Here is a 24,561-nt window from a genome sequence, read left to right on the forward strand (position 1 = left end):
AACTCAGGCCTTATCCGCTTAGTGTTTTACTGTCCAAGTTTTTGGGGTCAGTTCACTATGGCGGCTTTCTTTGCGCCACAACTCGCGCATTTTTCAAAAACTTGGCCCTGTCGCTATCATCACCACGCTGTGTAATGAGCGGGGCATCAGCGATGTCACCTTTACGCTAAACCGTGACCTCATCGAGCGCGAGTACTGTGTGCAGTACCGCGAAACCGACCTTGCCTTTATCGAACGCCTGGCTGCTGAAGAGGGGCTGTTCTACTTCCATACATTTGAAGCGGGTGCCCATCGTCTGGTATTCACTGATGATCCTAATTCACTAACTAATCTTGGCGAGCGCACTTACCATAATCGGGCTGGCGGCACCGCTCCCACGCGCCATGTGCGTAAGCTGCGTCATACCGCTCGCGTGGCCAGCTCATCTGCCACGCTGAAGGATTACACGTTCAAGAACCCCGGTTACGCGCAGCTGAACGAGCATCAAGGGCCGAATGTTGAACAGCACGGCCAGCGGATGGATTACGAGCATTACGACTATCCCGGCCGCTATAAGCAGGATGCCTCTGGCAAGCCCTTCACCCGGATCCGCCTGGAGCACTTGCGGCGGGAGGCTGTGACCGCCGAGGCACAAAGCGATCTGCCCGAACTCGCCCCCGGCGTTCGTTTTACGCTGAGCGACCACGATGTGGAAAGCCTCAACCGTGACTGGCAACTGATCGAGGTCATTCACCACGGTGAGCAGCCCCAGGCACTTGAAGAAGACAGCTTTACGGTAGGCGATTCCGCCGACATGACGCGCTACCACAACACCTTGGTACTGGGGCCAGGCGATGTAGCCTGGCGCGCCACGCCCAACCCCAAACCGCGTGTGGATGGCCCCCAGGTAGCCATGGTGGTCGGCCCGCCCGGGGAAGAGATTCACTGCGATGAGCATGGCCGCGTCAAAGTACAGTTCCCCTGGGACCGTTACGCCGAGCCTAACGAGAAAGCCAGCTGCTGGGTGCGCGTGTCCCAAGGCTGGGCAGGCAGCGGCTACGGCAGTATCGCCATTCCCAGAATTGGGCATGAGGTAATTGTTTCGTGTCTTGAAGGTGATCCCGATCAGCCACTGATTACCGGGCGCACCTACCACGCCGCCAATACCGCGCCGTATCCACTGCCTGAACACAAGACCCGCACCGCGATCAAGACCCAGACCCACCAGGGCGAAGGCTTCAACGAGCTGTGCTTTGAAGACAAGGCGGGCGAAGAATTCATCTATATGCACGCTCAGAAGAACATGGAGCTGCATGTCCTGAACTCCCGCCAGAAGCGCGTCGAGTTCGATGACACGGCCACCATTGGCAATAACTCCCACCTGGCGGTCGCCAAGGACCGCATCGAAACCATTGACGGCAATCGCGGTGTCACCGTACACACCAACCACACCGAACAGATCGATGGCGAGCGCGGGCTAACGGTCGGCGGCAGCTACCAGACCCATGCCAACGGCGATATCACCTTTAAAGCCGATGGCGAGCTGATTCTGGATGCCAGCAAGATCACGCTGGTGGCCGGTGGCGCGGCGCTGGTGGTATCAGGCGGCAGTGTTGATGTTACGCCGGTATTGAACGTGGGCTCGGCTTCGCCCAGTGCCGCAGCGCTACCGCCCATTCCTGCCGTGCTGGAAGCCGCCGCAGGGGAAGGCAGCCCGTTTGTTTCCCATTGCCCGCTGGAAGAGGCATGACGCATGGCAACATCTGACTACTGGGTAGCGCGCTGCCATGTCATGGCCCACACCCCCAGCGCCCGGCGCTGGGAAGAAGACACCGACGAAGCCATCACGGTCGCCGCCGTCCTCGCCAGCAGTGAAGACGAGGTAAGAGCGCGCCTACAACAGCAGTGCCATCAAGACGGCCTGGGGCTGGTGCGCCTGGAGAATATTGAAACGCTGCTTGCTCGCTGCCGCCGGGAAGGCCTGGTGCAAACGCTGGTTGAATTGGCGCACACGACGTCAACGAAATACCCGGTCGCCTACGGCGACATGGTGCCTCTGTTGCCAGAAAAGGCGCCTGAACCGCAAGACGCTCAGCCGGCGATTCCCCCGGTCAGCTACCAGGAAACGACCTGGCAAGCGCTGTTTGCCTGCGACCAGTCGCCGCTCTGGGCAGTCATTGACGGCGTCAACTGCCGGGAAACCATGGCGCGTTTGGGCCAGACCGACGCCCAGCACGCCTGCCTCTATGCCACCACGGACACCGCCACTCAGGCCAACGCCCCGTGGCTTGTACGCCTGGAAGCCGACAGCGATATTCGCATCTGGCTGGAAAACCTGCCCCAGGATCAGCACTGGGGTGTGCTGTTTCACTCCCATGCCACGCTCAAGCAACTGCGCACGCACCTTCGCAAGTTCACCATGCTCTGGACCCCGGCCAACGACCAGGCCCCGGTGTACTTCCGCTTCTACGACCCCCGCGTTGCCCTGGACATGAGCCAAGCGCTCGAGCCCTGGAAGCTGGCCGCCTTTATGGCGCCGCTGGAAGCCGTCTTTATTCCTGCTTCCCCGCTGATGGTGTTTCCGTCTGAGTTGACGTTAATTCCCTCCATCGCGCTGGAGACGCCCGCTCAGCACGTACAGGGTCGATTGCTGACGATCTCGCTCAGCCATGACGCCCGCGACGCGCGAGGGCAGGGGCGGCAGTTTGCCATCGGCCAGGAAGAGTTTGCACGGTTTGGCCGCTTATTGGGTGTTCGCGCTAAGCGGAATATAGCGAATGAAATGAGCGCGCAATTTGCTACCCACTCCCCTGAGCAGCTATTGGCCGCTATTGAGAGTGCAACAAAGCTAGGCGGAAAGTATGGTCTTACCTCTAGAAAACAGATTAAAACCCTTGCTCAATGTGTTCTTTATTTTGGTGATGATTTTGACGAGCGCTATCCAGCGGTATCTCGGACTCTGAGTAATACGCGCTTATTAACTTGGCAGAAACGACAGTTTATTGACGAATGGTTCTTCCGAATGCAGCTCCAGACTGATTTTAAAGAACGCATTACGGCTACGCATGAGAGAGACATCACATGGCGTAAAGAAGACCTACGGAAAGGAACAAGCCAATGAGTTACTTAGCCACACCTGACGATCTTATATATATACTGGCGACAGATGGTGATCGCTTCTCTGCTGAAGAGCGCCGCGTTCTTGAAGATCAAATTAGTCACTCCGTGGATCTTCGAGATGATGACGATTCAGCTCCCGCTGGATGCCCGGTAATGCGTTCTTGGGCAAATCGTTGGGTAGAGCTCGGTGGCAATGAAGGGCAACCTCTTACCAGTAGTGTATTACCGCCTGTGCCCAGTGATGGCAAAACAATGGACCCAGACTTTGCCGCTATTTGTGTAGAGTGCCGCTCCAACGAACCGTGCTGCTTCATTAACGGCACAGTTTCAGATAGTAGCGACGACTCACGTAAAATAACCTGGCCCCCAGAGCGTATAGCAGGTGGCCCTGAACCTATTTATGCAACCAGGTTACTTGTCATTGCCAAGGAAATGGAAGGAGCATATCTAACCGCCAATGTGAAAACCGAGTGGGGAGGACAGCGTTGCCAAGTAGGTCACTTGAACCGTCCACGGTTAGAAACAACAGGGCTGGTAGATGGTCGCCAGCGCATTGAGGAACAGCAAGCTGAAGTAGCGATGGGCTATTACCAATATATAAACACGACAATGGCCTTGAAGAAGTACGTGCCTGAAAATGTACTGAACGCACTGTTTGCCATGGATGCAATGCTCGCCATCGCCTCCACACTAAAGGGAAGCGAAGGGGCATCGTTTACTCCAACGCAGTGCCTTACGGATCCTGCCATGGGAATGGCTTTACAAGTGATTCCAGTGCCCTATGTCAGTTTGAAGGGCAAACTGGAGCTGGCGAGCCACATAGGGTTTACCACCGCCGGGGTGACAGCCTCTGCTGAGGCAAGGGGAGATTTAACCGGCAAGTTCGCCTCGTATGAGATTTCAGCGGAAGGCACAGCCGGTGGTTCAGAGAATACGGGACAAGCTGCGGATCGTGAAAGTACGGCTCCCGGCCTGGTCGGCATGATGGCACGCATCATTGGTACGCTGGATCACTACGTATCAGAAGGCAATGAGCAACGCCAACCACTGGATCGAACCAAGTATGCCTCGGGTGTGCGCCTCACCAAGTCACTGACTCTGGAGCCAGAAGGGTTTGAACTCGAGGCGAAAACCAGCTCGCCAGACCTGCAATTTTCCATTGCCAGTCTGTCGACGGTATTCAGTATAGGCGTTTCCGGAAAGCTCGACTTTATAGATGCACTGGCCATGGCGTTTACAGGCCCCGGCGCACCCGCGATTCGCGAAGCGCGCGCTCGTATGGCCGCCGGCGAGCATATTTCTGCCACGCTGGACGCTTATCTGGAAATGGCTGCTACAGGGAGCCTGACTCACTCCATCGATAGCGGTGCCAGTATCACCATTCCCGCGAATGGCAGTCTGGAGGGAGCGAATGAAGCCATCCAGCAAGAGATTGGCGGAAAGATAGAGATCAAAGCGCGAGCTGAGCTCGCTATTGAAGTCGCAGCTGAAGCATGGATATTTAGTGCACGAGCAGGGGCTAGTGGCTCTCTACATACTTCCTGGTGCTGGGCGGTGGAGAAAAGAGATGGCGAGCGCCAGCGTAGTTATGAATTTGAGGGAGTGGTGCTAACGCTGAGAGCATATGTAGAAATTGAGATAGACAATAGTGACGACGATAATGTTGAGCAAAAAGGGCCAGACCTAAGCGGTATAGCAGAGGTGCAGATTACCGATCTATTTAAACATGCTGAAGAGCATATCAATGATTCAAGAGAAAAGGCAGAAGAAATAGCGCGACAACGTGAAGATCCTCCTCAGGGGAGGGGAACTTATATTATCTGGGAACCCAAGGAGCCCCAATGGCAAGCTTATTAAGTCGTTTTTTTATATTGACCTTTATTACTATTATTTGGCAAGGATATGTCATGGCTGACAATTTCGAAAATCGCTATAACGCTTATATACATACCGAGGGCAGTGCCTGGTCTTTACGTATTAATGATATTTTTGTACGTAACAATGACAAGGTCGCTTACTCTGATGCCTCTCCCAATATTGGCATGCATTTGCGTGAAGGCGAGAACACGCTATCGCTACTTTTTTCACCTGTAACGGGGCAGGATGCTGAAACAGGTGAATATAATTACTCTTTACATGATGGTGTTTTAATTGATATCGCCCTTGGTCGCAACCAATGGACAACAGGCGAACGCGAGCGTATTCACCTGGTGCGCATGCGTTATAACGAAGAAGAAGGTCAATTCGAACACTTGGAAAATACAGCGGGCGGGGAGGAGCAGGTATTAAACCAGCCACATCTTCGTAGTGATGGTCGTCCTCAATTGTCCGAGTTTGAAAACATCATTTTTGGTGGGGGGTGGACACTGGATGGCTACCGGCTGGATATTACCTTTACTGTCGATGACCCTATACCCTCGGCTCATTGGGAAAAAGACGCAATTGAGCTTGAAGATACGCCCGAACTGCGCCGTGAGCTGCGTGAAGCCTATCAAAATATCCACGGAATGATTGATCGCAACGATGCAGAAGCCATTTTTCGTGAGGTAGAGCCCGTTTGGGGGCGCACGGCATATATGCTCACTGAACGAGAATCTGCAAGAGCCTTCATTGAAAATACCCACAATGGATTGGCCGCTTTTAAAAGAGTGCGGCCCGATGGTGAAGAACTTTTACCACTTTACTGGGAAGATAACCCGCAAGATGATCAAGTAGAGTTTATGGCGAATAACCGATTGGTACGTATTCGCCCTACCCCCATTTTGTGGGAGCACCCCCCGAGTGGCAGCAAGCGTTACGCTAGCTTCCCGGTGGTGTTTTACAAGTCTAAAGGCGGCGAATGGCGAGTAGCCAGAATACTGGTGGATATATGAAACCCGTAGCCCGCAAAGGCGACCTGCATAGCTGCCCCATCCCCGGCCACGGCACCACCGAAATCGTCACCGGTTCGCCCTCTCACGTAGAGGGCCAGTCCGTGGCGCGGGTGGGCGATAAAACCGGCTGCGGTGCGACCATTATCGAAGGCTCAAGCCACTCCCATCACGATGGCCGCCCCACGGCTTATCTTGGCTGCAAGACGGATCATGGCGGTGAGATTATTACCGCCTTAAGCAGTGCCAATGTCGAGCCGTAATGCCAACGGGATGTTTTAAGGCTCAAGGACGCTTAATCCGTTCTTAAGCGTTACCCATCACGTCATGGCACGGTTTGAATGATGTTCAGTCGTGCCAACATTTAATCAAACAGTATGGATTGTGAACCATGAAACAATGGATTGTTGCTCCTTTTTTGTTGGTAGTCGTGATGGGAAAGGTACTGGCTGACCCTTCGGAAATACCTCAATCAGGCGTCTATGCCGTGGACTCGATAGAAGCGGTAGAAGCGAACCTTATGGCGGATTCCATGTTGCCCGAGATTGAAGCGAGCATGGAGCGTGCCTGGGTCAGGTTCGATCGCGAGAGCCGCACCGCTGAGATCTACATGGAGGCGCAGGAAGAACCACTACATTACGATTTCGATTTCGAGACCAACCAGGCAACAAGCCCTGATAATCCTACTGCTGGGCTTAGGCTCGAAACATCCGAGCAGTTTGTGATGATCCATGGCGTGCCGTTTGAAGTCGCTTTCACCTTCCAGCAGATAGATGAGGAAGGGCCTGAATTTGCCGCTTTGCAATCTGCCAGGGATGAGTGGCTAGAGAGCAAGCAGGCGGCTTTGGAAGAGCAGGGATCAGGTTTAGCCGAGCTTTTCGATGTCGAACCTCTTTCGCCTGATGCGTCTGATTGGGTAGATTGGAACGTACCCTATGTGTTTGATATGCCGATTGATTGGAATGATCAAGACGTCACACTTTCCAAGCCTGACTCATTCGCTTCTGAAGGACTGCTGTTCTCTAATGAGTTCGGGGCGCCAGCGCTTTTGATCGGGCAGTTGATAACGGATGCTGACACCTTTCGGAAAAGCGTTATCTCTCCTGACGATCTACAAGAAACAATTCAGCTAGAGACACCGAATCGAGAGCTGACTATTTTCATGAATCAGGATGGCAATCTCGGGCTTGTTGGCATTGTACCCAGTGATCAAGAGGCAACGAGCTTCTGGGTAGTTGAACCCAATGATTTTCTTGTAACGGAAGATATCAACAAGCTCATTGGGATGTTTTATACCATTCGGGTGCTAGCGCCTCTTGAGGAGCGCATCTCGTTTACGGATCCTGATACTTGGCCACACTACCGCCTGACTGAGGAAAGCGAGCAGATGCTAAAGGATCGCACGGGCGATACGCTTTCCCTGGAAGGGCTGCTGGGGCTTATGGGAGGGCAGGTAAGGGCAACGCTGTTTGATGATGACCGCCGGCGCTCATACCCCGACTTCAGCCTTACCCTTGTTGACGCAGAGCCCGAACCGCTATCGCTAACGCCCCCTCTGATAGCGCTAGGGAGCCCTGAGGAGGGTAAGTTGATACTTTGGGAAGATGGGAATCACACGATGTGTGAAGCCTCGCTGTCTTTGCCTATTCTCTCCCACGAGAGGGAGACGGTGGCCTACATGCGCATCGCCGAATATGTGAATTATTACAGTGATCGTGGTCCGGATCATGCGCAGTATGAACGTTGCATCGCTGCTTGGAGCGCTCTTCAATCTTTTAATAGTAAATTGAAAAATGAACTTGTAACGGATCTTCCAGCATTGGCACGCACACTTGGGGACGTTAAGACTGCCTATTTAAGAGATGGCTACGTAGTCGTCGCTAAAGGGAGCGGCGCTGACATGATGCAAGGCCTCATATCTCAGGAAGGGGAGACTATTCTTCCCATGGAGTATAAACGCATCGACGTTCGCTCCGATATGATCGTGGCCGAAGACTCGCTTGGTAAATGGATACTTTCAAAAAAGGGTGAAAAGCTGGTTTCAGTGCCACTCATAGCGTTCGATCCTTTTGAAGGGCGAGAGGAATATTACGTCTTGACCAGCGCGAATGAGCAGGGCGAGTGGCGAAAAGGACTTTTTGATATGAGCAGTCAAAATATCGTGCTTTCGCCAGAATTTCGCTCACTCTCTTATGATGAAGACAGAGAAACGCTGCTGGTTGAATACCCTGACCGTAGTAAGGCTTGGCTATCTCTGACGGGAGAGCCTATCAGCGAGCGTTATGCCTCCATCCTGCCCTTGCGTGGTACATCTAATTATTTGCTCAAGGATAGTGAGACAGAGGAGTGGTACATTGCCAATGAGCAGCTTGAGCAACAGTCAGAAATATATGCTTTTGCCAGGATAAATCGTGCTGCCCAGCTAGTGTACGTAAGATTCCCAGAGGTTGGCCCCGATGAAACTAGGCCTGCGCCTGCCTATATTGATTATCAAGGCAATCGAATCCTCTCAGAGGACATGACGCAGGAATATGCCCCGTCAGATGATGGGTATATTACTGTCTGGGTAGAAAAGAAACCTTTTCCTGGCATTCTCGGAGAACCTGGAAGGCGTTGGGGGTTAGTCGACCGTACCGGCGAGGTGGCTATTCCTCTCGAATATGACCAACTGCATCAGGCGCGGGAGGGGGTGGTGCCCGTTCGGCGTGACGAAATGTTCGCAATTTTTTCCGTCGAGGGTTCTCAGCTGACTGATTTCGAATGGGGAAATCTAACCCCCAGCCTTTCGGGCAGTTTAATGGCGCGGCATCACTCTCTTAATACATGGCAACTCATCGACCACCAAGGTCATCTGCAAAGCGAACTTACCTTCACTGAGCAACCCAGGCATGTGTTTATCGAGCATCACGAGACCGATGTCTTGACCGATATGTTCGTCACTGCTCATGAGCAAAAATTTGGAATTGTGTCGGCCAAAGGAGAAATTTTGGTTCCCTTTGGGTATGAGTCTGTAAATACGGATGCTTACAGGCCTGTGTTTACTGACTCAGACGGAGAAGAAAAGCGTTACCCGGATGATTTTAGAGGATAGCGTCTTGACGTTGAGCAGAATGGTAGCTGCCGCTGTCAAGCGTGCGAGGAGTAGCCTTGTGCGCAATGCCAGTGAGTAAAAAAATAAAAGCGCCGAGTCCACCCGTCTAGATTGCGCCCTGGAATGGTAGGCAATTGCGCTATCACTTATTTGGTTCGTCAGGAGACAGCATGAAGACGTTTGCACGTTCAGCGAGTACGGGTGAAGGGATGCCTGTGGTGGCAGGCTTTTTTGATCCGCGTACGTTCAGCGTCCAATACATCGTCAGCGACCCAGCCACAGATAAGTGCGTGATTATCGACCCGGTGCTGGATTTTGACGAAAAGTCCGGCGCAACTGCCACCCACCATGCCGACGAGCTGCTTGCCTATGTGTCGCAGCACGGCCTGAGTGTGGAGTGGATTCTGGATACCCACCCCCATGCGGACCACTTCTCCGCGGCGCAGTACCTAAAAGAGAAAACCGGCGCGCCGACCGCGATTGGCCAGCACATTACTAAAGTACAGGCGCTGTGGAAGGAGATATACCACTGGCCGGAAATGCCCGCTGATGGTCGCCAGTGGGATAAGCTGCTTGCGGCGGGCGATACCTTCAATATTGGCGAATTAAGCGCCCGTGTGCTGCATTCACCGGGGCATACGCTGGCCTCGATTAGCTATGTAATAGGCGATGCAGCGTTTGTACATGACACCCTGTTTCAGCCGGATTTTGGCACCGCTCGGGCTGATTTCCCCGGCGGCGATGCCCGGACACTCTGGCACTCTATTCAGCAAATTCTTGCGCTCCCCGACAGCACCCGCCTGTTTACCGGCCACGACTATATGCCGGATGGCCGCGAGCCGAAATGGGAAAGCAGCGTGGCTGAACAGCGCGACAACAATCCGCATTTGGTGGGAAAAAGTGCCGCGGATTACATTGCCCTGCGCCAACAGCGCGATAGCGAACTGCCCATGCCGAAGCTGATGCTTCACGCGCTGCAGGTCAATACTCAGGGCGGGCGCTTGCCGGAGCCCGAAGCCAACGGCAAGCGCTATCTGAAAATCCCCCTGAATGCCTTGAAAGGGGCGAAGTGGGACTAGCGTTACTGTCGTACGTCTTTCATTGGTGAAAACGTCCTGAAACCGGTAGCGTAATTAGCTCAGGACGTAACCCCCCTCTCTAGGAAGGCGCATGACTTCAATTTCTCCGCAACAAACCCTGAAAGACGTATTCGGTTTTGACGACTTTCGCGGTGGCCAGCAGGCCGTGGTCTCCAGAGTGTTGGAGGGCCATTCCACGGCGGCTATTTTCGCCACCGGCGCGGGAAAGTCGCTGTGTTATCAACTGCCCGCGCTGCATCTACCCCATTTAACGCTGGTGGTGTCGCCGCTTTTAGCGCTGATGCAGGATCAGCTCGCCTTTTTAACCCGCCACGGCGTGGCGGCGGCAAGTATCGATTCCACTCAGGACCGCGATACCGTGCGTGATGTGATGGAGCGTGCCAGAAGCGGCGAGTTGAAAATTCTCATGGTGTCGGTGGAGCGGCTCAAGAACGAACGTTTCCGGAATTTTCTGCGTCAGGTAAATATTTCGCTGTTAGTGGTCGATGAAGCCCACTGCTTGTCTGAATGGGGGCATAACTTTCGCCCCGACTATCTTAAGTTGCCCGAGTACCAGCGCGAGTTCGCAATCCCTCAAGTGCTGCTGCTGACCGCCACGGCCACGCCTGCGGTGATTGCCGATATGGGCGAGAAATTCTCCATTGATCCAAATAATGTGATTACCACAGGCTTCTATCGGCCCAATCTTGAATTACTGGTGCACCCAGTAGCGGGTAACCGTCAGCAACATTTGATCGATTGGCTAAAGCCTCAAATGCAGCCGGGCAATGAAGCGCCCAGCATCATTTATGTCACCTTGCAGCAAACTGCTGAACAAGTGGCCAGCGCCTTGGCTGCCCAGGGAATCAGCGCTCAGGCGTATCACGCGGGGCTGGATTCAGTGCGACGAGATGAGATTCAGCGCCAATTTATGAGTGGGGAGTCGCCGTGCATCGTGGCTACCATTGCATTTGGCATGGGCATCGATAAAGGCAATATTCGCAACGTCGTGCATTTTGACCTGCCCAAATCCATCGAGAACTATAGCCAGGAGATCGGGCGGGCAGGACGCGATGGCCTGCCTTCCACCTGCCTGACTATGGCAGGGCGTGATGGCTTGCGCGTGCTGGAAAACTTTGTGTACGGCGATACGCCGGAGTACGCGGGTATTGTGCGCTTGCTTGAGGAGGTCGCCGCCGCCGGTGCGACGCCCGAGCGCCAGTGGGAAGTGCTGCTCAATGTGTTGTCACGCGATACCAATATTCGCCTGCTGCCGCTGAAAACCCTGCTCGTACGGCTGGAAATGCACGGCATTATCGCACCGCGCTTCGCCTTTCTAGCGGAATACCGGTTGCGTTATCACACTGAACCAGAGGCGCTGGTTGCACGCTTTCAGGGTGAACGGGCGGCCTTTGTCCGCCTGCTGGTCGATAATATCCCCATCGCCCGCACCTGGGGGAGTGTGGATTTCGAGCGGCTGCAGTCGGCAGGGCAGGCGCAACAGGTCGATGCCTCCCGCGCTCGCGTGATTACCGCCCTTGAGTACTTTCAGGATAAAGGCTGGCTGACGCTGGAAGGCAAACGAATGACCGACGTGTATGACGTCCGTCAGCCGGAATTCAGCCTTGAGGGGCTGGCGAGCCAGCTATATGACGAGTGTTTAGCGCGCGAGCGGAGCGAGATCGAGCGGCTGCAGGCCATGCTGGCGCTCTTTGAGTCCGATACATGCCTGACCCGGCGTTTAACCGAGCACTTTGGCGACACAACGTTAAGCGCAAGCGACGATAGCCGTTGTGGGCACTGCTCGGTCTGCTATGGGCATAGCGTTCAGTTGCCCGCTGCGCCGTCTTTACCGGCACTGGCAGACGCCGATTTCAGCCGTTACGCCGCGCCCTTTATCGAGCGCCATACGGCGCAAACAGGCCAGCCTCCCAACCGCCAGCGGCTAGCCCATTTTTTGTGCGGCCTGAGTATGCCGGTGTTTACGCCGCTCAAGGCGCGCAGCCTTGATGGCTTTGGCGTATTCGAGCAGCGCGCCTACCCTGAGGTGAGGCAGTGGGCAGAGTGGTGTCTTAACCCTGGCGCAGCGTAATGCGGGTGAGTTCTGAAGGCTTGCCTAAGCGCAGCGCAAAGCCAGGCCAGAGCCCGGTGCCGTTATTGACGTAAAGCGTCATTCCGTCAACATCGTAAAAGCCTGAGACAAAACCGTTATTGGCCAAGGCCACAATACGATCAACCCCCCAAATCATACCGCCGTGGGTGTGGCCAGAAAGCTGCAAATCAACCCCGGCGGCAGCTGCCCTGGCGGCATCAAACGGCTGGTGGTCAAGCAGGATAATCGGCGCGCTAGTGGGGGCGTCAGCGATTGCTTCGTCTACATCCGGCGCGGGCCAGCCGGTACGCGGTGCTCGTAAATCGGTGATGCCAGCAAGCACCAGGTGGGCACCGTCTCGTGTGATCACAGCATGTTGATTGGCCAGCGTCTGCATACCAAGTGATTGGTAATGCGCCATCCACTGCTCGTACCCAAAGTAATATTCGTGGTTGCCGGGGCTTGCATAAACGCCATCCGGCGCCGAAAGTGCTTGAAGCGGTGCTACATCCATCCGTCGGGTTTCGAGGTCGCCGTCGATCAGGTCGCCGGTAATCACGATTAAATCAGGTGCCAAGGCGTTGGTTTTGGTGACCACCGCGTTAACCCATGGCGCCTCAAATAACCGGCTGATATGCAGGTCGGTTAAATGAATTATTTGATACCCGTCAAACTGCGTGGGCAGCCCGGTAATGGTTACTTCAACCTCCTTCATGGGCGGTACGCGCACTGCCTGGTTGACCCCAAAGGCCGCGATGCCCAGAGCGATGATCCCAATCGCATAACGCAAAGAGGCGGGGATCTTGAGTCGCCGCCTTTTTGCTGCCATTAAGAGAAGCGTTACCGCATCAACGATGAGTTGTAACATCGCCAGAAAAAGGAGGGTGCCGAACAGCCAGTTGATCATTAGCACTATGCTTCTGGGTACCTCGGGGGAAAACATACTGCCAAAGGCCAAAAACGTCAGCAGGTGGTGCTGTGAAACGAGAAGCAGTAACGCGCTGAGGGCAATCTTGACCCATAACGGCCAACGCAGCGGTGCCAGGAAACGGGCAATAACCATCAGGCAGGGTATGGCAACGATGAAGTGAAACATCAAAGGGGACTCGTATAAGAGAGTGGGCGTAGTTATATAGATAAATGGCTAAATTAGCTATTCATCAAAAAGTGTAAAAATCGCTTGGTTCAACGGTACGTATTTTCGCTACGTACATTCGCTAAGTGTTGCCACTAAGTACGTTCATCGGGCAGGCGGCTTTCACGCCAGTTATCCCACGCGGGAGCTGGCCCAACCATTTCAAACAGATGATCCAAAAAGGCACTTACCTTTCGCGTATGCAGGCGACGCTGCGCGTACAGTACATGAATATCGCGCCTGCCGGGGGCGACCTCGCAGCGCCACTCTTCAAGTACGGGTAGCAGTTTTTTTGAAGCCAATTCATCGGCGATTAACCAGGTAGGAAACATGACGAAACCCTGACCCATGAGCGCTGCTTGCACCAGGCTTCCGGCATCGTTGCTATAAAGAGGGCCATCGACTTTGCAGGTAATGGGCTGCGGCTGCTCGGGATGGTGGAAATACCAACGCTGGCGGCCCATTTCGCCCTGGTAAAGCAAGCAGTTGTGCTGGCTCAGGTCATCGGGCGTATTCGGCGTGCCTGCGTGTTGCAAGTAGCTCGGCGCGGCGGCCACCACGTAATTCATCGGGGCTAAACGGCGTGCCACCAGCGTGGTGTCGGCCAGTTCGCCAACGCGAAACGTGATATCGATGCCCTCGCGTACCGGGTCGGTTAATTGATCGGTCAACATTAACTCGACGTTGACCGCCGGGTAGCGCTGCTGAAAGCGATGCAGAATTGGCATGATTTGACGCTGACCAAAGGCGACCGGCGCGTTTAAGCGCAGCACACCGGAAGGCTCGGCATTTGGCGCTGTCAGCGCTTCGGTCGCCAGGTCGAGCTGTTCAAGGATGCCTCGCACGTCTTGATAGTAGCGCTCACCGGCTTCGGTCAGCGTCACTGCCCGCGTGTGCCGGTAGAGCAGTTGCTGACCCAACGACTCCTCTAGAGACGCAATTTGGCGCGAGATAGACGACACAGCACGATGAAAATGACGAGCCGTGGCGGTAAAGCTGCCGGTCGCGGCAACGCGCTCGAAAACGCGTAATGCATTGAGATCCATTAGGTTGCGCCTAAAGCAATAAAGATTTGCGATTTTTCCAATTGTAGCAACTCTGGTTGCTGTCCAGAATAAGCCATAACCGATACGAACACAGCGTTCGTCATTTTCAGAGTGTTTCTCAGAGCTAACTCTTTCAAAGCAATTTTGATGGCAACGAGTTACCTCGTTTGAATAAGGAGTCGATAATGCGTAAAGGCAATGCTCTTATAGTAGGTGCTACCGGTATTACTGGCGGCAACCTGGCAAGCTATCTCAATGCTAGTGGCTGGACCGTTTATGGTTTGTCACGCCGCCCCACTACCCAGACCGGCATTATCCCTGTTACTGCTGATCTACTGGATCGCGAGGCCACCGAGATAGCCTTGGCAGATTTACCCATCACGCACGTGTTTTACTGCACCTGGATCAAGCGCGATAGTGAAAAGGCCAACGTCGAGGCCAACGGCGCGATGATGCAGAACCTGCTGGATGCCTTGCAGGGCACGAAAATTAAGCATGTCTCGCTGGTAACCGGCACCAAGCAGTACCTGGGCTCTTTTGAGAGCTACGGCAGCGGCAAGACTGAAACGCCATTTCGTGAATCCGCGCCGCGCGTACCCGGCGAAAACTTCTACTACGCCCTTGAAGACACCTTGTTCGCCGCCGCCGCACGTGACGGTTTCAACTGGAACGTGCACCGCCCGCATACCGTGATCGGCTATGCCCTGGGTAACGCCATGAACATGGGCGTGACGCTGGCGGTTTACGCCTCCATCTGTAAGGCAACCGGCAAGCCGTTTACCTTCCCAGGTTCGCAGGTGCAGTGGAATGCACTGACCGACCTAACCGATGCGCTGGTGCTGGCACGTCAGTTGGAGTGGGCGGCCACTACCCCGGGGGCGCACAACGAAGCGTTCAACACCGTTAACGGTGACGTTTTCCGCTGGCGCCGGATGTGGCGTGAAATAGGCGAGTTCTTCGAGCTGGAAGTTGCCGATTGCCCGGAAACGCCGCTGCCGCTGGAAACACAAATGGCCGATAGCGCGCCAATCTGGGCCGACATTGCTGAGAAGCATGACCTGATGGAAGCCGATGTGACCAAGCTGGCTTCCTGGTGGCACTCCGATGCCGACCTTGGGCGTGAGCTTGAGTGCGTTAACGATGTGACCAAGTCACGCGATTTCGGCTTTGACCACTTCCGCGAAACCCGTGGCGCGTTTTTTGATCTGTTCACCCGCCTGCGCGCAGAACGCATTATCCCTTGAGTCATACCGCTTTCAGAAAAATCGCCACCGGGGTGCCTAATGGCACCCCGTTTTTGCGTTCCTGAGCACCTTCTTGGATGTGCTGGCTCAAGTGTGATGATGATACAAATGAGTAAGCCGGATGCTGATTAAAAAGAGTAGCAAAGCTATTAATAGTTTTAACGTATAGCAGTGAGTGTCGAGCTGTCTTGTTGTTAAGGGATGAGCTTAAAAGATATTCTTCGTATTTTTTAAATATTAAGACGCACTAAAGCCGGGCCTTGTTATGCTTTTAAAAAGCCTAACAACCCTATTTCTTTTTTGCTTTTACGCGTTACTATTAACAGTGTTCGCGTAGATGTTTTTAAATGCTCGACGATAAAAGAAGGCGGCCCGCGAGTTAACGCATGCGGATAGTTATACTGAATGAACGCACCGGTCTGGAACGTAAGAAATGCGCCGCCCAACGCAACGAAGGCTTCGTGGGCAAGGGCGGGTAACGCAATAGAGAGCGACGGACTGTGTTGCCACAGCTCACAGTAGCCACACTGGTTGTGCCAGTCTGACAACGTGCTGGAAAGTGCGCGGCCAGTAGCCGTATCGGGTGGGGGATGCGCTACAGGGTGTTCGGCGTGTTCATCCGTCGAATGATGATGCTCAGCATCCGCATTGTGGTTATGACTGTTGCTGTGGTTATGACTGTTGCTGTGAGCATGGTGGCCATGGTCGTGATGACTGGCCTGGAACTGAGAAATGAGCGGCCCCGCAAATAGCAGACACATAGCTACCCACGCCATCGCTAACGTAACGCGATAGTAGGGTAAGCGTGCTGAGCGAGACAGCGGCATCAAATTTAGCCCTCACGGGGTTAACAAGAAGCGTGATTGTACCAGTCCGGTACTGAGTAACCATAAAATTATCCGTTAACGGTAGATTCCTTAAATCGCTGAGCCTTATGCGACCTATAGCCGCATACTTTGTATGAATGATTTAAGAAGATGTTTGTAGCGTTTTAATCGTTAACTTTTTTAAAGATCAATAACCCTTTTTATATACGTCATGTCGAGAAATAACGTTGTTCAATGTCTTTTAGGGAACGATAAGTATGTCATCCAATAAAGCTGACCCAGCACGGTCTGGGCGAAGTGGAAAAATTCTCTTTGCGCTATTAATGCGGATGCACTTTTATGTGGGGCTCCTGGTAGGTCCCTTTATCCTGGTGGCTGCCTTAAGCGGTATTGTCTACGTTTTAACACCTTCGGTGGAATCGTGGCTTTACCGGGATGCCTTAACGGTAAGTACCCAGAGCGCACCGCAGCCGCTGGCCCGGCAAATTGAAACGGCGCAGTGGGTGGTAGGCCAGGACACGCTACCCGCCGTGGTTCGCCCCGCACCGGATGTGTACAGCACTACGCGTGTTATGTTTGCCGACCCAGCGCTTGGACCTTCCGAGCATCGGGCTATTTTTATAGACCCGGCAACGCTTGAAGTGAAAGGCGACATGACCGTTTATGGCACCAGCGGAATATTGCCGTTTCGCACGGCGCTTGATCAGTTTCACCGTGGCTTGTTGCTAGGCGATGTAGGGCGCTTGTATAGCGAACTAGCGGCGTCATGGCTATGGATCATTGCGCTGCTGGGCCTGGTGCTTTGGTTAGCGCGACGTAAAGCGCTTAAAAGCCCAAGCCCGCGTATGGCGGCACGGCGCTGGCACGCAACCGTGGGAGTTTCTGCGCTAGTCGGGCTGCTGTTTTTCTCAGCCACGGGGCTTACCTGGTCGCAATGGGCCGGTGGCAATATTGGTGAACTAAGACAGGCGTGGGGCTGGGGCACGCCGAGTGTATCGACTGTGCTTCCCGCGTCGGGGGATGCGGCGAGTCATGATCCCCATGCCCATCACGACATGCATGCCGACCATGGTGTGAGCAGCGCCCCCGAAGCTGGGGATTTTGTAAGCACGGAAGGGTTCGACCAGGCGCTTGCGGCAGCGAGGCGTTCAGGGCTACTGGCAGACCAAATCCAGCTAGAACCGCCTGCCAGCGAAGGCCGAGCGTGGCGCGTATCAGAAATTGACCGGCGCTGGCCTACCCAGGTAGACCAGGTCGCGCTGAACCCAAGCGATATGCGCATTCTTGAACAAACGGATTTTTCAACGTTTCCCTTGGCGGCAAAGCTAACGCGCTGGGGCATTGATTTACATATGGGCGTACTGTTCGGCCTGCCTAACCAACTGGTGCTGGCGCTATTTGCCGCCGCCCTGGTGTTTCTTATTGTGTGGGGTTATCGGATGTGGTGGCAGCGCGTTAAAAGCACCACGGTGAACCAGGCGCAGACCATGGCCGCGCTGTTTATTATGCTGAGCTTGCCCGCTCAGTTGGGCCTGCTCGCTATCCTGGCGCTTTTAGGGTTCGCCTTACCGGTATTGGGCGGCAGCTTAATCATTATTGCGATCATTGATGTGCTTCGCTGGGCGGCTTCCAGAAAGCACCGAAGCGTGTAAAAACGCTGATAATAAGCGCAATAGAAAAGGCCTCAGGTAGATACCTGAGGCCTTGGCGCTTTCAAGCAGATTTATTCCCACGTGGGGAAGGGATCAGGCAGCGTTTTCCACACCTCCATGCCTTCCAGTAGCTCGCCTTCGCTGAGTAAGCAGGCATCCAGCGCTTCACGCATGCGGGCTTTATCCAGCCCTTGGCCGATAAACACCAGTTCCTGGCGCATATCCCCAAATGGCTCTTTCCACTTCTCGGTGATGAACTGGCGGTACTCCGGGTCCGTTGGCCAGCGCTCTTCAGGAACCGACTTCCAGAACATACCGGCCATGCCATGATGGGCAATGCCGCCTGCCTGGCTCCACTGCCCGGCCCACTGGGGGCGGGTGGCCAGCCAGAAAAAACCTTTCGAGCGCAATAAACCCTCTCCAAACCATTCGGAATGCAGCAGATCGTGAAATTTGGCTGGGTGAAATGGGCGGCGGGCGTGATAAGCAAAGCTTCCGATGCCGTACTCTTCGGTTTCGGGTACGTGCTCGCCACGCATCTCTTTTAACCAGCCCGGCGCCTGTTGAGCGCGCTCAAAGTCAAATCTGCCGGTATTTAGCACTTTATTAAGCGGCACGCCGCCTTGGCGAATAGGGACCAGTTCGGCATCGGGGTTGAGGGAGTGCAAAATGGCTTTCAGCGCCTCCAGCTCTTTTTCGCTGATTAAATCCGTTTTACTAATCAGCAATACATCGCAGAACTCGATCTGATCAACCAGCAGGTCGGCAACGTTGCGTTCATCCTCTTCGCCGAGACTTTCTCCTGCTTCCGCCAGGCTTTGTGCTTCATGGTATTGGGCAAGAAAGTTGGCACCATCGACGACCGTTACCAGCGTATCCAACCGGGCGATATGGGAGAGGCTTTGGCCGTCCTCATCCTCAAAGGTAAACGTTTCAGCCACTGGCAAGGGTTCGGAGATGCCGGTCGACTCAATCACCAGATAATCGAATTTTCCTTCCTTGGCCAACTGGTTGACCTCTATAAGCAGGTCTTCGCGCAGCGTGCAGCAAATGCACCCATTGCTCATCTCAACAAGGCGTTCTTCTGAGCGATTAAGCGCTACTTCGCTCTCAAGCGTTGATTCGCCCGGGCCACCGCGCACCAGCGCGGCGTCGATGTTCACCTCGCTCATATCGTTCACAATCACCGCCACACGAAGGCCTTCACGGTTGGCCAAAATATGATTGAGCACGGTGGTTTTACCGGCACCCAGAAAGCCCGACAGCACGGTAACGGGCAGGGGAGAAAACGCAGTCATTACTAGCACGCCTCTAAATGGGTTTGTGTTATGTAATAATATAACAATTTAGGGGCGATTAGAAAGCGCGCGTTGATTCAGCCAGGAAAAATCTCAGCGCTTGTATTGAGTAGGCCAATAGCTGCGAAGCACATTTGGCGTTTAAGGCACGCTGTTTGGAGCAGCTAGTTATTACGTTGAAGGCGGAAGAAAGTGGAGGGAAATGCATTGGGCGTAGCGATCTCAAAAGCGCTATGGTGAATTCAGGACATTCAACGCGCGGCAGGTAAACCCCATGGCCCAGACCTTTCAAACGACGGTAGGTAGCCACCACTACCGCTTTAAAAGCCTGGCCGAACTGATGGCCAAAGCGACCCCAGCGCGCTCGGGCGATCGTTTAGCGGGTGTGATCGCCGACAGTGCGGAGGAGCGCGTGGTGGCACAGATGGTGCTGGCGGAACTGCCGTTGACCACTTTCTTGAATGACGCACTGATCCCCTACGAACACGATGAAATCACCCGGCTGATTATCGATGACCATGACGCCGAGGCCTTTGCGCCCCTTCGGCATTTAACGGTAGGGGATTTTCGTAACTGGCTACTCTCGGATCAAGCAACTTCAGAAGTGCTCACCGCCGTTCGCCCAGGCATTACGCCGGAAATGGCCGCGGCGGTCAGTAAACTGATGCGCAATCAGGATCTGATTCTGGTGGGCAGAAAGTGCCGAGTTACCACGGCTTTTCGTAATACCATCGGCCTGCCCGGGCGGCTTTCTACCCGGCTACAGCCCAACCACCCGACGGACGATGTCACCGGCATTGCGGCGAGTATTCTGGATGGCCTGCTCTATGGTAGCGGCGACGCGGTAATCGGGATTAATCCAGCCACCGATAATGTGGCTCAAAGCGTTAAGCTGATGCGCTTAATGGATGACGTGATTCAGAAGTACCAGATTCCCACCCAGTCTTGTGTACTGACCCACGTCACCAATACGTTGGAAGCCATTGAGCAGGGCGCCCCGGTGGACCTGGTGTTTCAGTCGATTGGCGGTACCGAAGCCACCAACCGAAGCTTCGGGTTTGATTTAAACACGCTGGCCGAAGCCGAAGCGGCAGCCCAGTCGCTTAATCGGGGTACAGTGGGGCGCAACGTCATGTACTTTGAAACCGGCCAGGGCAGTTCACTCTCCGCGGATGCTCATCATGGGCTTGACCAGCAGACCTGCGAGGCGCGTGCCTACGCGGTGGCGCGTAAATTCAGCCCGCTGTTGGTCAATACGGTGGTGGGGTTTATCGGCCCCGAGTACTTGTTCGATGGTAAAGAGATCACCCGGGCCGGGCTTGAGGACCATTTCTGCGGCAAGCTTTTGGGCGTGCCCATGGGGTGTGATGTTTGCTACACCAACCATGCTGAAGCCGACCAGAACGATATGGACAACCTGCTAACCCTCTTGGGCGTGGCGGGCTGCAATTTCGTGATGGGCATACCGGGGTCTGACGACATTATGCTCAATTACCAGACCACCTCGTTTCACGATGCGCTCTACGCGCGTCGCGTGCTTGGGCTAAAAGCCGCGCCGGAGTTTGAGCGCTGGCTTGATGAGATGCAGATTTTCAACGATGTGAAAACACACAAGCTAAACGACCAAGTGCCTGCCGCGTTCGCCAACAGCCTGCGCCACCTGCCCAGGGAGCCACGCCATGACGTCTAACCCAACGCCTATTGTTGTAGAGAACCCTTGGGAACGGCTGCGTGCATTTACCGATGCGCGTATTGGCTTGGGCCGGGCGGGCATCAGCCTGCCTACCGGTAAGCTGCTTGAGTTTCAATTGGCCCACGCTCAGGCGCAGGATGCGGTGCATGCCCCGCTGGATGTCGAGGCGTTGGCCCAGCAGTTGCAAAAAGCTTTTGCGCTTGAACATGAGCCGCTTCGCTTGCACAGTCAAGTGGAGGGCCGCGCCATGTATCTCCAGCGCCCCGATGTTGGCCGCCGGTTGAATGATGATTCGAGGGAGCGCTTACAAAATGCCGAAACTTCGCCATCACGCGCCGATCTGGCCGTGGTGATCGTCGATGGGCTTTCTGCTCTGGCGGTCCAGCAGAACAGCCAGCCATTTTTAAAAGCGCTGTATCAGCAGTTTGAGCAGGACAACGCTGAGTGGCAGTTAGCGCCGCTCGCTATCGTCGAGCAAGGACGGGTGGCGATTGGTGATGAAATTGGCGCGCTGCTCAATGCCGATGCGGTACTGGTGATGATTGGTGAGCGGCCCGGGCTTAGCTCGCCGGATAGCCTCGGGCTTTACATGACCTGGGCGCCCGAGCCGGGGCTTAAGGATGACCGGCGCAACTGCATTTCCAACGTGCGCCCTGCGGGCCTGAACATGGTGGAGGCGGCCCGGCGGCTATTTTTACTGCTTAAAGAAGCCCGCGAGCTGAAAATATCGGGCGTTAAATTAAAAGATCGCAGTGAAGACAGCGTACTTGAAGGTGACGCAGCCGCCTCGGGCGCAACGAAAAACTTTTTGGTCGCTGATTAGCGCTTATACCGCACGACGTGAAGAGGCTACCCGCTCCTTCAATAAAGCGCCTTTGCTGAATGGCTTCATGGCTTTTCATCCTATAGGCTGATTAAAAAGCGACAAGAGTCCCGCTTGTGAACACCACGCCTGCCTATCGCTTGGCCGCGACCATTTTGCATGGCTTTGAAGCGTACCGAACCCGCTTTAAGGCGATCACGCTGGACGCTCAGCGCCGCTTTCAAGAAGGTGCTTGGCGGGAGAGTCAGCAAGCGTCCATTGCGCGGATTAATCTCTATCAGCAGAAGGTGGATGACGCGGTTGAACGTCTCAAACGTACGTTTTCAAATGGGTTATTAACCCATCGCGAGGTCTGGGGTGAAGCGCGTAGCCACTATGCCGAGCTAATTAGTCCGCGGCTGGATGTTGAACTGGCCGAAACCTTTTTTAACTCGCTCTTTTGCGCCATTTTCAAGCATCGCCATATTCGCAATGAGTGGATGTTTGTTATCAGCTCACGAAAGAAGGCCGCGCAACGTTCAGGTATCAAGCTGTGCCGATGCCGTTCAATTGATGGGGATTGGCAGGCGGCCCTGCGCTGGGCACTGGAAGGCGCTGCCTTGCACAACCCGTTTGCCGATATTGCACGAGATACCCGCTTGGGTACCGTGCTATTAAACAAAATGTTGCCAAGCACTATATGGCAGGCAAAGGACGCCGCTATAGAGCTTCTTTACAGCGTTTTTTACCGCAATAAAGGGGCATACATAGTGGGACGAATCACCGGCGGCGGCGACCAGGTGCCGCTGGTCTTGCCGGTACGCCATCAAGAGCATGCCGAGCAGAACACTGAGGATGTCCCCCAGCTTCATTTGGATACCGTACTGATTACACCTGACGATGTAGCCATTATTTTCTCGTTCAGCCGGGCGTATTTTCAGGTGGATGTCGCGGTGCCGAATGAGTGTGTGGGTTACCTGCAGCGCTTAATGCCCCATAAGCCAGCCGGTGAGCTTTACGCGGCCATTGGCTTTTTTAAACATGGCAAAACCGAGTTCTTTCGCGCGCTTAATCAGCAGGTCGCCAAGCGTGAGGACGTGTTTATTATCGCCCCCGGCGTACGCGGGATGGTGATGGCCGTGTTTGTACTGCCAAGTGCGCGTACGGTATTCAAGATCATTAAAGACGAGTTCGACCCTGCCAAGGACGTGACACCTGACATCGTGCGCGAAAAGTATCATTTGGTGAAGCGCCACGACCGGGTAGGCCGTATGGCCGATACTCAGGAATTTTCTAACTTCACCGTGCATAACGACCATTTCGCCCCGGAATGCTTGGCTCACCTGTTGGAAGTTGCCCCCTCTACAGTATCGCTGAAAGGCGAGAAAGTCGTCATCAAACATTGTTATACCGAGCGCATGATGACGCCGCTGAATATCTATCTGGAGCAGTGTGACGATGAGGCACAGTTAGCGGTGCTCAGAGACTATGGCGATGCCATAAAGCAGATGGCCGCCGCCAATATTTTCCCAGGCGATATGCTGCTCAAAAACTTTGGCGTTACGCGCCAGGGGCGGGTGATTTTTTACGACTACGATGAGGTGTGTTACCTCACCGAGTGCCACTTTCGCGCTATCCCGGCCTCGAGTGGTGACGATTACTTGAGCGGTGGAAATGAAAGCTTCTCCATTGGCCCGAACGATATCTTTCCCGAGGAGTTTGGCCCGTTCATGTTTGCCAACCCGGAGCGGCTGCGGGTGTTTAAACAGCTTCACCCGGAGCTGTTTGAGGTCCGCTACTGGCAGGGCCTGCAGCAGGCCATTGTCGATGGCCGTATCATTGACGTGTACCCTTATGGGAACGAGCAGCGCTTTGTAGATGCTGAACAGTAACCGCGGTAAAGCAGCGAGGTAATCATGACGACAGCGCGCCATCTGGTGGTATTTACTGGCTCGGGCATTAGCGCGGAAAGCGGTATCAAGACCTTTCGTGCCAGCGATGGCTTATGGGAAGACCACCCTGTGGAAGAGGTGGCAACGCCGCAAGGCTGGCAGCGCGACCCCCAACGTGTACTGACATTTTATGATCAGCGCCGAGAGCAGATCCGCAGTGCCCAGCCCAATGCCGCGCACAGGGCGCTGGCAAGCCTGGAGCAGGCAGGGTTCAGGGTCACCGTTATCACTCAAAATATTGATGATCTACATGAGCGGGCAGGTTCCAGCGATGTGATCCACTTGCATGGCGAAATTTTAAATGCCCGCTCCAGCGCGGATGAGCGCATGCGCTATCCGCTCGTTAAGGGCGGTATTGCATTGGGTGATCTGTGCGATAAGGGCAGCCAGCTGCGTCCTGACGTGGTCTGGTTTGGCGAGGCCGTGCCGCTGTTTGAAGAGGCCTGCGAACTAGCCAGCCAAGCGGATTTTTTGCTGGTTGTCGGAACCTCGCTTGCGGTGATGCCTGCCGCCTCACTGCTCTCGTATATCGACTACGACACGCCCTGCGCATTGGTTGACCCGGATGCCGATGCCTTAAGCCCACCCGGCGTACTGGCGATTAATGCTACTGCCGGGGAAGGCGTGCCCGTGCTGGTGGAGCGCTGGAAAAGAGAAGGCGCGCTAACACTGCCTTAGCGC

General features: G+C 54.6%; 18 protein-coding genes. 14 read left to right on the top strand and 4 right to left on the bottom strand.

The window, feature by feature from the left end:
• The first annotated feature begins 70 nt into the window (after positions 1-70).
• The 8 genes from CZ787_RS04085 to CZ787_RS04120 all read left to right on the top strand — a co-directional run bounded on the left by CZ787_RS04085 (position 71) and on the right by CZ787_RS04120 (position 12,231).
• The gene (locus CZ787_RS04085; protein ID WP_419866532.1) at positions 71-1,729 is read left to right on the top strand and encodes a type VI secretion system Vgr family protein; all 1,659 of its coding nucleotides are present in this window, start codon (positions 71-73) and stop codon (positions 1,727-1,729) included.
• 3 nt (positions 1,730-1,732) lie between these two features.
• On the top strand, positions 1,733-3,100 hold the full coding sequence (locus CZ787_RS04090) for a DUF4123 domain-containing protein (RefSeq protein WP_087106462.1): 1,368 nt from the start codon (positions 1,733-1,735) through the stop codon (positions 3,098-3,100).
• Positions 3,097-4,956 carry a hypothetical protein gene (locus CZ787_RS04095; RefSeq protein WP_087106464.1) on the top strand — a complete coding sequence of 620 codons (1,860 nt, stop codon included), beginning with the start codon at positions 3,097-3,099 and terminating at the stop codon, positions 4,954-4,956. Before CZ787_RS04090 ends, CZ787_RS04095 begins: the two co-directional genes overlap by 4 nt.
• 50 nt (positions 4,957-5,006) lie before the next feature.
• Complete coding sequence (locus CZ787_RS04100) at positions 5,007-5,972, top strand: hypothetical protein (RefSeq protein WP_140398965.1); 966 nt, start codon at positions 5,007-5,009, stop codon at positions 5,970-5,972.
• Positions 5,969-6,232 (top strand): PAAR domain-containing protein, encoded by a 264-nt coding sequence (locus CZ787_RS04105; RefSeq protein WP_087106468.1) that lies wholly within the window; start codon positions 5,969-5,971, stop codon positions 6,230-6,232. The genes CZ787_RS04100 and CZ787_RS04105 overlap by 4 nt, the downstream gene beginning before the upstream one ends.
• A gap of 128 nt (positions 6,233-6,360) precedes the next feature.
• Entirely contained in the window at positions 6,361-9,060 is a 2,700-nt protein-coding gene (locus CZ787_RS04110) for a WG repeat-containing protein (protein ID WP_087106470.1), read from the top strand.
• A gap of 170 nt (positions 9,061-9,230) precedes the next feature.
• On the top strand, positions 9,231-10,139 hold the full coding sequence (locus CZ787_RS04115) for an MBL fold metallo-hydrolase (protein ID WP_087106472.1): 909 nt from the start codon (positions 9,231-9,233) through the stop codon (positions 10,137-10,139).
• A 91-nt stretch (positions 10,140-10,230) separates the two neighbouring features.
• Complete coding sequence (locus CZ787_RS04120; RefSeq protein WP_087106474.1) at positions 10,231-12,231, top strand: RecQ family ATP-dependent DNA helicase; 2,001 nt, start codon at positions 10,231-10,233, stop codon at positions 12,229-12,231.
• Here the strand turns inward: CZ787_RS04120 and CZ787_RS04125 are convergent.
• Both CZ787_RS04125 and CZ787_RS04130 read right to left on the bottom strand, forming a co-directional pair.
• Positions 12,212-13,327, bottom strand: a complete 1,116-nt coding sequence (locus CZ787_RS04125) for a metallophosphoesterase (protein WP_087106476.1) — start codon at positions 13,325-13,327, stop codon at positions 12,212-12,214. The two genes, CZ787_RS04120 and CZ787_RS04125, sit on opposite strands and share 20 nt — an antisense overlap.
• 134 nt (positions 13,328-13,461) lie before the next feature.
• Positions 13,462-14,412 carry a LysR family transcriptional regulator gene (locus CZ787_RS04130; RefSeq protein WP_087106478.1) on the bottom strand — a complete coding sequence of 317 codons (951 nt, stop codon included), beginning with the start codon at positions 14,410-14,412 and terminating at the stop codon, positions 13,462-13,464.
• Positions 14,413-14,597: 185 nt separating this feature from the next.
• Between CZ787_RS04130 and CZ787_RS04135 the strand changes: the two genes are divergently transcribed.
• A complete protein-coding gene (locus tag CZ787_RS04135; protein WP_087106480.1) occupies positions 14,598-15,656 on the top strand; it encodes an SDR family oxidoreductase in 1,059 nt (352 codons plus the stop codon).
• A gap of 263 nt (positions 15,657-15,919) precedes the next feature.
• Here CZ787_RS04135 and CZ787_RS04140 read toward each other — a convergent pair whose 3' ends face one another.
• Positions 15,920-16,483 (bottom strand): DUF2946 domain-containing protein, encoded by a 564-nt coding sequence (locus tag CZ787_RS04140; RefSeq protein WP_087106482.1) that lies wholly within the window; start codon positions 16,481-16,483, stop codon positions 15,920-15,922.
• Positions 16,484-16,740: 257 nt separating this feature from the next.
• On the opposite strand from CZ787_RS04140, the gene CZ787_RS04145 reads away from it, so the two are divergent.
• Positions 16,741-18,135 (top strand): PepSY-associated TM helix domain-containing protein, encoded by a 1,395-nt coding sequence (locus CZ787_RS04145; RefSeq protein ID WP_328514766.1) that lies wholly within the window; start codon positions 16,741-16,743, stop codon positions 18,133-18,135.
• A 71-nt stretch (positions 18,136-18,206) separates the two neighbouring features.
• Here CZ787_RS04145 and zigA read toward each other — a convergent pair whose 3' ends face one another.
• The gene (zigA, locus tag CZ787_RS04150; protein WP_087106485.1) at positions 18,207-19,433 is read right to left on the bottom strand and encodes a zinc metallochaperone GTPase ZigA; all 1,227 of its coding nucleotides are present in this window, start codon (positions 19,431-19,433) and stop codon (positions 18,207-18,209) included.
• A gap of 274 nt (positions 19,434-19,707) precedes the next feature.
• Here zigA and CZ787_RS04155 point away from each other — a divergent pair, with 274 nt between their 5' ends.
• The 4 genes from CZ787_RS04155 to CZ787_RS04170 all read left to right on the top strand — a co-directional run bounded on the left by CZ787_RS04155 (position 19,708) and on the right by CZ787_RS04170 (position 24,558).
• The gene (locus tag CZ787_RS04155; protein WP_087106487.1) at positions 19,708-21,123 is read left to right on the top strand and encodes an ethanolamine ammonia-lyase subunit EutB; all 1,416 of its coding nucleotides are present in this window, start codon (positions 19,708-19,710) and stop codon (positions 21,121-21,123) included.
• Positions 21,113-21,949 carry an ethanolamine ammonia-lyase subunit EutC gene (eutC, locus tag CZ787_RS04160; RefSeq protein WP_087106489.1) on the top strand — a complete coding sequence of 279 codons (837 nt, stop codon included), beginning with the start codon at positions 21,113-21,115 and terminating at the stop codon, positions 21,947-21,949. The genes CZ787_RS04155 and eutC overlap by 11 nt, the downstream gene beginning before the upstream one ends.
• A gap of 116 nt (positions 21,950-22,065) precedes the next feature.
• A complete protein-coding gene (aceK, locus tag CZ787_RS04165) occupies positions 22,066-23,820 on the top strand; it encodes a bifunctional isocitrate dehydrogenase kinase/phosphatase (RefSeq protein WP_087106491.1) in 1,755 nt (584 codons plus the stop codon).
• A 24-nt stretch (positions 23,821-23,844) separates the two neighbouring features.
• A complete protein-coding gene (locus tag CZ787_RS04170) occupies positions 23,845-24,558 on the top strand; it encodes an SIR2 family NAD-dependent protein deacylase (RefSeq protein ID WP_087106493.1) in 714 nt (237 codons plus the stop codon).
• Positions 24,559-24,561 lie beyond the last annotated feature (3 nt).

The organism is Halomonas citrativorans (assembly GCF_900163645.1).
Classification (GTDB): domain Bacteria; phylum Pseudomonadota; class Gammaproteobacteria; order Pseudomonadales; family Halomonadaceae; genus Vreelandella; species Vreelandella citrativorans.

Bases quoted from the DNA above. Each gene is read 5' to 3' on its own strand.
- eutC (WP_087106489.1), top strand. From the start codon at position 21,113: ATGACGTCTAACCCAACGCCTATTGTTGTAGAGAACCCTTGGGAACGG.
- CZ787_RS04120 (WP_087106474.1), top strand. From the start codon at position 10,231: ATGACTTCAATTTCTCCGCAACAAACCCTGAAAGACGTATTCGGTTTT.
- CZ787_RS04170 (WP_087106493.1), top strand. From the start codon at position 23,845: ATGACGACAGCGCGCCATCTGGTGGTATTTACTGGCTCGGGCATTAGC.
- CZ787_RS04125 (WP_087106476.1), bottom strand. From the start codon at position 13,327: ATGTTTCACTTCATCGTTGCCATACCCTGCCTGATGGTTATTGCCCGT.
- CZ787_RS04135 (WP_087106480.1), top strand. From the start codon at position 14,598: ATGCGTAAAGGCAATGCTCTTATAGTAGGTGCTACCGGTATTACTGGC.
- zigA (WP_087106485.1), bottom strand. From the start codon at position 19,433: ATGACTGCGTTTTCTCCCCTGCCCGTTACCGTGCTGTCGGGCTTTCTG.
- CZ787_RS04100 (WP_140398965.1), top strand. From the start codon at position 5,007: ATGGCTGACAATTTCGAAAATCGCTATAACGCTTATATACATACCGAG.
- CZ787_RS04090 (WP_087106462.1), top strand. From the start codon at position 1,733: ATGGCAACATCTGACTACTGGGTAGCGCGCTGCCATGTCATGGCCCAC.
- CZ787_RS04140 (WP_087106482.1), bottom strand. From the start codon at position 16,483: ATGCCGCTGTCTCGCTCAGCACGCTTACCCTACTATCGCGTTACGTTA.
- CZ787_RS04115 (WP_087106472.1), top strand. From the start codon at position 9,231: ATGAAGACGTTTGCACGTTCAGCGAGTACGGGTGAAGGGATGCCTGTG.
- CZ787_RS04130 (WP_087106478.1), bottom strand. From the start codon at position 14,412: ATGGATCTCAATGCATTACGCGTTTTCGAGCGCGTTGCCGCGACCGGC.
- CZ787_RS04105 (WP_087106468.1), top strand. From the start codon at position 5,969: ATGAAACCCGTAGCCCGCAAAGGCGACCTGCATAGCTGCCCCATCCCC.
- CZ787_RS04095 (WP_087106464.1), top strand. From the start codon at position 3,097: ATGAGTTACTTAGCCACACCTGACGATCTTATATATATACTGGCGACA.
- CZ787_RS04155 (WP_087106487.1), top strand. From the start codon at position 19,708: ATGGCCCAGACCTTTCAAACGACGGTAGGTAGCCACCACTACCGCTTT.
- CZ787_RS04110 (WP_087106470.1), top strand. From the start codon at position 6,361: ATGAAACAATGGATTGTTGCTCCTTTTTTGTTGGTAGTCGTGATGGGA.
- CZ787_RS04145 (WP_328514766.1), top strand. From the start codon at position 16,741: ATGTCATCCAATAAAGCTGACCCAGCACGGTCTGGGCGAAGTGGAAAA.